Origin of the sequence: Aurantibacter sp. (assembly GCF_042094015.1) — a bacterium.
Lineage (GTDB): Bacteria > Bacteroidota > Bacteroidia > Flavobacteriales > Flavobacteriaceae > Aurantibacter.
This window is the reverse complement of sequence record NZ_JBELDZ010000087.1, coordinates 1-9,767: the sequence shown is the minus strand read 5'-3', so window position 1 is coordinate 9,767 and position 9,767 is coordinate 1. Positions and strand designations below refer to the sequence as shown.

The 9,767-nt window shown below is 29.4% G+C and carries 10 protein-coding genes and 1 tRNA gene; 5 read left to right on the top strand and 6 right to left on the bottom strand.

Annotated features, from left to right (window positions below):
- The coding region (locus ACFDSN_RS10740) for a helix-turn-helix domain-containing protein (RefSeq protein WP_375239854.1) at positions 1-332 on the top strand (332 nt) is incomplete at its 5' end.
- Between the two features lie 194 nt (positions 333-526).
- Here ACFDSN_RS10740 and ACFDSN_RS10735 read toward each other — a convergent pair.
- From ACFDSN_RS10735 to ACFDSN_RS10710, 6 genes are all read right to left on the bottom strand, one after another.
- Positions 527-602, bottom strand: a tRNA-His gene (locus tag ACFDSN_RS10735).
- Between the two features lie 77 nt (positions 603-679).
- Positions 680-1,396, bottom strand: a complete 717-nt coding sequence (gene bshB1 / locus ACFDSN_RS10730; RefSeq protein WP_375239853.1) for a bacillithiol biosynthesis deacetylase BshB1 — start codon at positions 1,394-1,396, stop codon at positions 680-682.
- Position 1,397: 1 nt separating this feature from the next.
- Positions 1,398-2,285, bottom strand: coding sequence for a 23S rRNA (adenine(1618)-N(6))-methyltransferase RlmF (gene rlmF, locus ACFDSN_RS10725; RefSeq protein WP_375239852.1), 888 nt, complete (start codon positions 2,283-2,285; stop codon positions 1,398-1,400).
- Positions 2,286-2,438: 153 nt separating this feature from the next.
- Positions 2,439-2,588 (bottom strand): hypothetical protein, encoded by a 150-nt coding sequence (locus tag ACFDSN_RS10720; RefSeq protein ID WP_375239851.1) that lies wholly within the window; start codon positions 2,586-2,588, stop codon positions 2,439-2,441.
- 383 nt (positions 2,589-2,971) lie between these two features.
- Positions 2,972-6,328: a cytochrome c biogenesis protein CcsA gene (gene ccsA, locus ACFDSN_RS10715; protein ID WP_375239850.1), complete on the bottom strand. Its 3,357-nt coding sequence runs from the start codon at positions 6,326-6,328 to the stop codon at positions 2,972-2,974.
- 94 nt (positions 6,329-6,422) lie between these two features.
- Positions 6,423-6,821, bottom strand: coding sequence for a group III truncated hemoglobin (locus ACFDSN_RS10710; protein ID WP_375239849.1), 399 nt, complete (start codon positions 6,819-6,821; stop codon positions 6,423-6,425).
- Positions 6,822-6,881: 60 nt separating this feature from the next.
- On the opposite strand from ACFDSN_RS10710, the gene ACFDSN_RS10705 reads away from it, so the two are divergent.
- The 4 genes from ACFDSN_RS10705 to ACFDSN_RS10690 all read left to right on the top strand — a co-directional run bounded on the left by ACFDSN_RS10705 (position 6,882) and on the right by ACFDSN_RS10690 (position 9,726).
- Positions 6,882-7,643 (top strand): Rossmann-like and DUF2520 domain-containing protein, encoded by a 762-nt coding sequence (locus ACFDSN_RS10705; RefSeq protein WP_375239848.1) that lies wholly within the window; start codon positions 6,882-6,884, stop codon positions 7,641-7,643.
- Complete coding sequence (locus ACFDSN_RS10700) at positions 7,630-8,142, top strand: KdsC family phosphatase (protein ID WP_375239847.1); 513 nt, start codon at positions 7,630-7,632, stop codon at positions 8,140-8,142. The genes ACFDSN_RS10705 and ACFDSN_RS10700 overlap by 14 nt, the downstream gene beginning before the upstream one ends.
- 80 nt (positions 8,143-8,222) lie before the next feature.
- Complete coding sequence (locus tag ACFDSN_RS10695) at positions 8,223-9,140, top strand: geranylgeranylglycerol-phosphate geranylgeranyltransferase (protein ID WP_375239846.1); 918 nt, start codon at positions 8,223-8,225, stop codon at positions 9,138-9,140.
- Positions 9,133-9,726, top strand: coding sequence for a Maf-like protein (locus ACFDSN_RS10690; protein ID WP_375239845.1), 594 nt, complete (start codon positions 9,133-9,135; stop codon positions 9,724-9,726). The genes ACFDSN_RS10695 and ACFDSN_RS10690 overlap by 8 nt, the downstream gene beginning before the upstream one ends.
- Positions 9,727-9,767 lie beyond the last annotated feature (41 nt).

Below are 9,767 nucleotides of genomic sequence, written 5' to 3'. Positions count from 1 at the left end.
GTTCTAAGAAAAAAACAGCTAAAAAAACAGACACACATTTAGTGACTTACGATTTATATAAAAAAGGCTTAAGTATTGATGAAATATCTATTCAAAGAAAATTAAAAACACCAACTATATATTCTCATATCGCCAAACTGTTTTTAGAAGGTAAAGATATTAATATCTATAATTTTATTACAAAACACGATGTTGAAGCAATACACAAAGCAAAAATAGAATTAGAAAACCCAACAGCTTTAAAACCTTACTTTGACTATTATAACGAGCAAATAGACTATTTTAAAATCCGTTTAGCTTTAAGTGTTTTAGAAAAAAATGAGGTTATTTAAAGCAAGTGTTTTATATATTATTAAAGCTTGACTTTGTCATATTTTTCTTATAACTTCGTTTAACTGCTGATATAAAACATTAAAACGATTTAACATCATCTAACTGTTAAACGAAATTATAATAATATTATTTTAATTCAATACACTTAACACCACAAAAAAAGCTTCTCTTTTCAGAGAAGCTTTTTGCTTTTGGGTGAAAGACGGGATTCGAACCCGCGACCCTCGGTACCACAAACCGATGCTCTAACCAGCTGAGCTACAATCACCATTTTAACACTCTTTCAAGTGCGAGTGCAAATGTAATTATTTTCTTAACTCCTGCAAACCTTTTTTTGCGAAAAATTCTATTTTAAATTAAATAAACTTTCTGTTGCAACGTAACGTTCTGTAGTAAAGCCTTCTGCGTATTCTGTATTAATTAATCGTCCTAAATCTCTTGCTCTGTATTTTATACTATCTGTAAAGTTCTTACTTGTAATTGGTGTTTCTGGTTCATTACTATTTGGATCAAAAAACTGGGTTTTATAAGCTAAAACACTTTTCATTTTAACCTCCATAAATCCAGTAACATCAACAACAAAGTCTGGCTCTATATTTTTCCATTGTATGTAATGATATACTAATTTTGGTCGCCATTTTTCTTGCGACTCATCTTCTACTTCGGTTTCAATTTTTAATAATCCACTTAAAAAACAAGCATCACTAACTAATTTACTACCTTTTCCATGATCTATATGCCTATCATCTATAGCATTACATAATACTATTTCTGGCTGATACTTTCGTATCATTTTTATAATTTCTAATTGATGTGTTTTATCGTTTGTAAAAAATCCATCAGCAAAACCTAAATTCTCTCTAAGTTGTACACCTAATATTTTTGCCGCATTAGCCGCTTCTTCTTTACGTGTAAATTCTGTTCCGCGAGTTCCTAATTCACCTTTGGTTAGATCTACAATACCAACTTTTTTTCCGTTAGCAATTTCTTTAGCTATAGTTGCACCACAACCTAATTCTACATCGTCTGGATGAGCTCCAAAAGCTAAAATATCTAACTTCATTTTATTTAGTTTCAAATGTTTTTAATTCATCTTCAGATAAGTAACTCCATAATAACATATGGCTTACTTTTTTACCAAGTGTCATTTTAATGACTTTAACTTGTTTTGGTTCGTAATTCTTAAGCTTTACTTTTAAAGGTCTTAATAAGTCTTTATTTGACACTAAAGTAGTAAACCAAGCACATTGTTCTTTTACTAAATGGCTATCGTAAATATAATTTTGAATAAAAGCTTTTTCGCCACCTTTATACCATAATTCATTAGCCTTACCTGAAAAATTACGCTGATTTCCTTCCTTTTTTAAACCACGCCATTTTTTTTGAGTTGCTTTTATAGCATCTTCTTCAGTTGCATAAAATGGTGGATTACAAACCGAAGCTGTAATTTTCTCATCGTTTTTTAAAATATGCTGAAGAATATGTTGTGGATTAGCTTGAAAACGAATCGCTATTTTTTCTGACAAACTATTTTTGTCCACAATCTTCTTAGCAATTTCAATAGATTTTTTATCAGAATCCGATGCTATAAAATTCCAATTAAATTGTGCTTGTCCTAATAATGGATAAATACAAGTAGCGCCAGTTCCAATGTCTAAAATTTTTGCACCTTCATTTAAATTTGATGCTGTAAGCACATCGTTTAATTCGTGTAAATAATCTACACGACTAGGAATTGGTGGACATAAATGTGCATCTGGAAAATCCCAATGCTTAATACTATAATGAGATCTTAATAAAGCTTTGTTAAGTGTTTTAACAGCTTCTGCTTTAGAGAAATCTATAGTTTCTGTATTATAATCGTTTACAAAAATATAATCCTTTAATTCAGGTGTTTTTTTTGCTAACTTTTTTAAATCGTAATTATTTTTATGAGGATTTTGTGGATGCAAAATATTGCGGTTTTAAGTAAAATGTATTAAAAATTAATGCTTTTTAGTACACTTGTTATTATTTATATGCTGCAAATATAAGTCTTTAAGATTCTATATATAAGTTTCTACAAAGTAATAAACTAGTATCTAATTCTAAAATAGAAAAGAACACTATTCGTGTTCTTTTGATTTTCTTATAATCTCTTTTAAACGCTGCTTTCGTGTAGCTTCTTCTTGTTTTTTCTTATTAATTTTTCTATCCATTAATTTGGAATGCTTCGCTTTATTTTTAGTGTTTTTTTCGCGACCTGTTTTACCCATTTTTAGGTTTAGATTTTATAACTACTCTAATTATTTCTTGATTTATTATACATTTTTACCATTGTAAAAGCCCAGATAAACACACAAGCAAATACAATAATAGAAAACCAGAAAATTTGATTATTACTTTCCATTATTAACTAATCTAAAATAAATTAAAACACCTAATAACGTTGGACACCAAAGGCCTACAAAAATAGCTTCGAGTTTGTGTCCCAATAAAAATTGATATTCAGCAAAAACAATAATCACTAAACATAATAATAGCATCAATAAATTTGCAATGCCAATTTTCTTTATAAAATCCATTAACTAATAAGTGTATTTGTTAAAATTAAGTCAATAAAATGATAATAACAAGTTTATTTAAAATTCAGATAAATTTATTTTTTATAGTATTTTGAATATTTTCTATATGAAAAGAATCCAAGAATAGCTATTAAGCCTATGGCTATCCCAATAAATTTAAGACTAACAATTTGATCTCCACTAGCGTAACTATGTAATCCAGATAAGTAGAAATTTACTCCAAAATATGTCATTAAAATACTTGCAAAAGCAATAATAGACATTAGATTAAAAAACCATCTACCTCTTAATCCTGGAACTAAACGCATATGTATAACAAACGCATATACCATAATACTAATTAAAGCCCAAGTTTCTTTTGGATCCCAACCCCAATAACGACCCCAACTTTCGTTTGCCCATTGTCCGCCTAAAAAGTTACCAATAGTTAACATTACCAAACCAACTGTTAATGCCATTTCTGTAATTGTTGTTAGTTCTTTAATGTTTAAATCCATTTTAGTTTTTGTTTTCTCTGTTGTGAAAATCATTAATAATAATGATACAATTCCTAAAATAGCACCTAAAGTAAATGGTCCATAACTTGCTACAATTACTGCAACGTGAATCATTAACCAATAACTGTTTAGTACTGGTTGGAGATTTGCTATAGCTGGATCCATCCAATTCCAATGTGCAATCATTAAAATCATAGCAGTTACAAATGTTCCTGCCGCTAAAGTTAAATCTGATGTACTTACATTAAAAAATGATTTTATTTTTCCTGTAAAGCTTAATTCTTTTGCTTCCGATTTATTTTTTGTAACACCAATAGTCAACGTAAAAAACATAGTTGCCCAAGCTACATAAATCATAGATTCGTAAGCATCACTCCAAGGTGCGTGGCCAGAAATATACCAACGTACTATTAAACCTAAAGTGTGTAGTATAAATAAACCTATAATTACAATTTTAAAAACGTTAACAGCTAGGCTAAGCCTTTTACTTTTATCTTTAAAAATTTGTACAATTAATAAAATAAACAGTAAAGTTCCAGCATACATATACCAGCTAAATAACTTCTTAAAAACATCGAATTTATTATAACTTATTTCTGCATTCACTTTGTCTTCAGGAATCATTACCTCTGCTCCTAGTTTGTTTTGAAGTTTGGTAAACTCACTTAACAATTTTTTGGACTTGGTAAAATCTTTAGTTTGTTTATCGTTATTTAAATTATATAAATAATAATCGAAACTTGACTGAATATAATTTCCGTAAATAGTATCGTTTACTTGTGTTTTATAATCTTCATTTTTATACTCAAAAGCTGAAATCCATTTGTTGTTATCATCGTTTGGAATAGGATAAATTTTTAATGATCTTCCTTCTATAGCCGATGATAATAAACTAACACGTTCGTTTGCTTCCACGAATTCTTTTTGAATTCCACTTTTTACTTGTGCAGATGTAGCTTCTTCTAAATATGGATCTAATTTATATCTAAAGTCATCAGAAAAGAAATCTAGTAATGTTGCATACTTTTGAGTTTTTGGAAGACCTAAAATACTACGTAAAGAATCTCCTTTTTTAGGTTTAATGTAAATTACTGGTACATTATACCACAACATTGGACTTTCTTGAATACTTAAGAAGACTTGATTAGCCGATAAATCAACATAAGTATCACTCTTAGAAATTTTACGTAATAATTCTGATGCATACGTATCTACAGGCATCATTCTTCCTCCAACATCTTGGATTACTAATTTTCCGAAATGATCTGCTATATCTTTAGGCGCTACATTAGCTATTAAAACAGAATCTATTTGTGCTTTAGTTGGTGCTTTTCGTTCTTGACGTTTGGTATGTTCATGACCATCGTTTTCAGAATGTTGTTCTTCCTGTTCTACACTATTTTCTTGAACTTGCTGTGTTGCGTGGTTATGTCCATCGTGTTCAGAATGTTGCTCTTGTGCATTTGTTCCTAAAGTAAAAGCAATAAGTAATACAGAAAGCAACTTAGATTTTTTCTCTTTTGTCTTTTCTAAATAGCGTTTTAAATCAGCAAAACGTGTGTTTTTGTCAAACAGAATTGCCATCATTCCAAAATACAATAAGAAATAACCTATATAAGTAACCCAAGTCCCATAGAAATCGTGATTTACAGATAGAATAGTTCTAGTTTCGTTTTCGTCAAACTTAGCTTGAAAAAAACGATAACCTCTATGATCTAAAATATTATTCATAAACACTTTATAATCAAAATCGCCTTTTTCTTCATCTATAACTGTTACTTTACTCATAAACGAAGCATAAGCTGTTGCTGAACCAGGATAACGTTCCGCAACAAAATCGTTTAATTTTATACTAAAAGGAAGATTTAAAACTTTAGAGCCATAACGGAAATCAAATTCTAATCCGCCAACTTCTACGCGTTCAAATTGATTATTAACACCTAAACCACCAAGTAATAATAAACGTTTTGTTTCATTTTTAGTGGTTATTTTTAAGACTACGCCATCTTCATCATTCTTTAATAATTTAGATTTTTGTACAATATCAAATTCACCTTTGGTTACAGGCTTTGGAAATACCATTTGCATTTCTCCAATAACATAGCGAGAACGCAACATTAATGGTTGAATACTGTCTTTGTAGAGCTTTCCTTTATTCATTGTTGCCATTTGAAGATATTCGCCTTCAAATGGAGATTCTATAAATAACTGTCCATTTTTAGAACTAATATTTATGGCTCCAGCTTGGTAATTATTTAATGCTATTAAAGTGTTATGAATGTTTTGTGCTTTGCCTCCATCTTTTAAATAATGATTATGTGGTGAACTATTTCCTGCTTCAACCATTTTTAAATAAGCTTCTCCAGTTTCTGATGCTACAATATCTTTTTCAGCACCAAGTACAAACTTTTCTAATTCTATGCTAAAAGGCTGATCTCCATAAACGCCATTATGAGAAAAATTATTCTCCATACGTCCAGAAAAATCAACTTCTTTGTTTACAGGTAATCGCTGCGCAACACCATTTATCTTATAATCGCCATTTACGTAACCAGTTATGTATGTTTTTTGAGATAAAAATGTGTTTTCGGTTTCGCCTTCACGAATTGGCATCATACCTTCAAAACTATAATAGCGTGTAATAAACGCACCAACTAGAATTAAAATAAAAGCTAAATGAAGTGTTAACGTTGCCCATTTTTCTTTTTTATATAGTCTAAACCTTACAATATTTCCACAAAAATTAATAATAAAAAACACCATTATAGCTTCAAACCACCACGCATTATAGATAATATTCCTTGTATATGGTGTTGGAGACGTATCCATATTTCTATCTAAAATAGTTCCTGCTGCCATAGCAACTGCAAAAACAATAAATAAAACGGACATTAATCGAGTAGAAAATAGAATTTTAGCGAGCTTATTCTGCATAATGAAAAGGCTTAAATTTTGAGTGCAAAGATAGCAGTTTCTCTCGGTTTTAGTTCTCTAAAAACAAGGTAATATTATGTTAAAAATTGAGGTCTTAATTTTCTCGTGCTTCAAAAAGTTTAATATGTATAAATGTTGCCATTTTTCTAGCTCTACGTTTAGCGTTATCAGCTACTTCACCAGCAAATAAGTCGTCTATGGTTTGTGACCAATAATTTAACCAAATTCCAAAATGGTGTTCATCTATAGTATTCTTAGCGTATTTATCGACTTTAATATGAGCTTCTAATGGATTTCCTGAATAACGATGTTCTAGCTTTTTAGTCATAAATAAAGAGCTTTCCCAAAACGTAGTTAAATGATTTAAGTGCGTTTCCCAATCTAAAATCATTCCATTAAAGATTGGTCCTAAAACGTTATCTTTTCGAATTTTCTCATAGAAAGCATCAACTAACAACGCTATATCTTCTCTGTTTTTAATGTCGTTTTTCATCTGTATCAAAGATACTATTTTTCCCTTTTAAATGTGTTATAACTTAGCTATTTTAGCGGTATGATTTCAATTACTTTAATAGGCTCTGGAAATGTAGCCACACATCTATATAACGCAATTAAGAACTGTGAAACTATTGTTATTAACGAATGGTTTAGTAGAAATTTAACGCAGATTTCTAAATATAGCAATGAGGTTAGTATTACATCTGATTTACAAAATTTAAAAGAAAGTGATGTTTATATTATTGCTGTTAGCGATGATGCTATAGAAGACGTCTCTAAACAATTGCCTTTTAAAGACCGATTAGTAGTCCATACATCTGGTAGCGTTAGATTGTATGATATAGATATGAAACATAAAAGAGGTGTTTTTTATCCATTACAAAGTTTTTCTAAAGATGTAGATTTAGAATTTTCTGAAGTTCCAATTTGTGTTGAAGCATTGAGAAAAGAAGATTTTAATACACTTAAAACTATTGGTGAAGCATTAGGTTGTATAATTCATAAAGTAAATACCAATCAACGTAAAGCATTACATTTAGCAGCTGTTTTTGCTAATAATTTTACGAATCAAATTTATAGAATTGCGCATGAAATTTGCGAAAGTCAATCGGCAGAATTTGACATTCTAAAACCTTTAATTAAAGAAACTGCTAGAAAGATAGATGATGTTTCTCCATACAAAGCTCAAACTGGACCAGCTAAACGTGGTGATAAAAAAACCATTAAAAAGCAGCTAAAAATGCTGGATAATGAGATGCAAAAAGACGTTTACGAACTATTAACAAAATCAATAAAACAAACACATGGACAACGCTAAAAGTTATAAAGAATACTTACATCAAATTACCACTTTTATTTTTGATGTTGATGGCGTTTTAACTAACGGAGATATTCAAATTTCAGAAAATGGCGAATTATTAAGAACTATGAATGTTAAAGATGGTTTTGGAGTAAAATATGCCATAAAACAAGGCTATAACATGGCAATAATTTCTGCTGGGACAAACCAAGGTGTAAAACAACGTTTAGAAACCTTAGGTATTACCAATGTATTCTTAGACTCACAAAATAAATTAGAAGTTTATAACTCTTTTGTAGAAAAACACAATCTAAAACCCGAAGAAATTCTTTATGTTGGTGATGATATTATGGATATTGAAGTAATGAAATTAGTTGGGTTAGCTTGTTGTCCGCAAGATGCAGTTCCAGAAGTTAAACAAATCTCTAATTATATTTCTCATAAAAATGGAGGAAAAGGTTGTGTTAGAGAGATTATTGAACAAGTCTTAAAAGTACAAAACAAATGGAACTTTTAATTAAATGTCCGTTCGAGCGCAGTCGAGAATTATCTTAAAATTCCAAAACTAAATAACACAAATATTAAACTATTAAATTAATGAATTACCTAAACCTAATTAGATATAAAAATTTATTCATTATTGCATTTACTCAAATTGTTATAAAATTTGTGTTATTTCCAACATTTGATATTTTTACAACACTTAATACCATTCAATTTACTTGTTTAGTTATAGCAACACTTTGCATTGCTGCTGGTGGCTATGTTATTAATGATATTAACGATGTTATTGCAGATGGCATAAACAAACCAAACAAACTTATTGTTACAAAAAAAATAAGCCTAAACACTGCAAACAACTTATACATGGCGTTAACTATAATAGGCGTTTGTTTTGGTTTATATGTTAGTAATAGTATTGATAAAAATGCTTTTTTAGCCGTTTTTATATTAGTTGCAGGTTTGCTCTACTCCTATGCAACCAATTTAAAAAACATTCCAATTTTAGGAAATATTATTATATCTCTTTTAGTAGGATTAAGTATCTTAATTGTTGGGGTTTTTGATCTAACTCCAGCAATAACGTTAGAGAATAAAGACTTCCAAAAACAAATGATGTCTTTACTTCTTGATTATGCCATTTTTGCGTTTTTCATTAACCTAATTAGGGAATTAGTAAAAGATTGCGAAGATATTGATGGTGATTATAAACAAGGCGTAAATACGTTACCAATAGCATTCGGAATAAAAAGAACTGCTTTAGTCAGTTTCGGGTTAGTGGTTATAACTATAATGAGTGTAATCTACTACAACTATATTTATTTTTACAAATACACTTATGTTTTAGCTTATTTTGTGTTTTTAGTTATTGCACCTTTACTGTATTGTGCAATACAGCTAATTTCAGCGAAACATAAAAAAGAATTTTCAAGAATAAGTTTAGTACTTAAAATCACTTTATTTACAGGTGTCTGCTCAATGTTTCTATTTAAATACATTTTAGAAAATGCTTAAGGATATTTTAAAAAATTACAGAATTATTTTAGCATCTGGATCTCCAAGAAGACAGCAGTTTTTTAAGGATTTAAATATCCCTTTTGAAGTTAGACTAAAACCTATAGATGAAATTTTTGATGATTCTTTAGCGCATTCTCAAATAACAGATTATTTAGCACAATTAAAGGCTTTACCTTTTAAAGACGAATTACAAACAAACGATGTACTAATTACAAGTGATACAATTGTCTGGCATAACAATAAAGCTTTAGGAAAGCCTAAAGATAATGATGAAGCTTTTGCTATGTTAAAATCTTTAAGTAATGCTACACACGAAGTGATTACATCTGTCAATTTTAAAACCAAAACGACTCAAAAAACGGTGAATAACACTACAAAAGTGACGTTTAAAGCCTTAACAGATGATGAAATTTGGTATTACATTAAAAATTTTTCGCCGTTAGATAAAGCTGGTTCTTACGGAATTCAAGATTGGATTGGACAAATAGCAGTAACACATATAGAAGGTTCTTATTTTAACGTTATGGGTTTACCAACACATTTAGTTTACCAAACTTTAGAACAACTTGACTTAAACCCATAAATAACACAAAACAACTATGTTTAATTTTTCATTTTTATTAT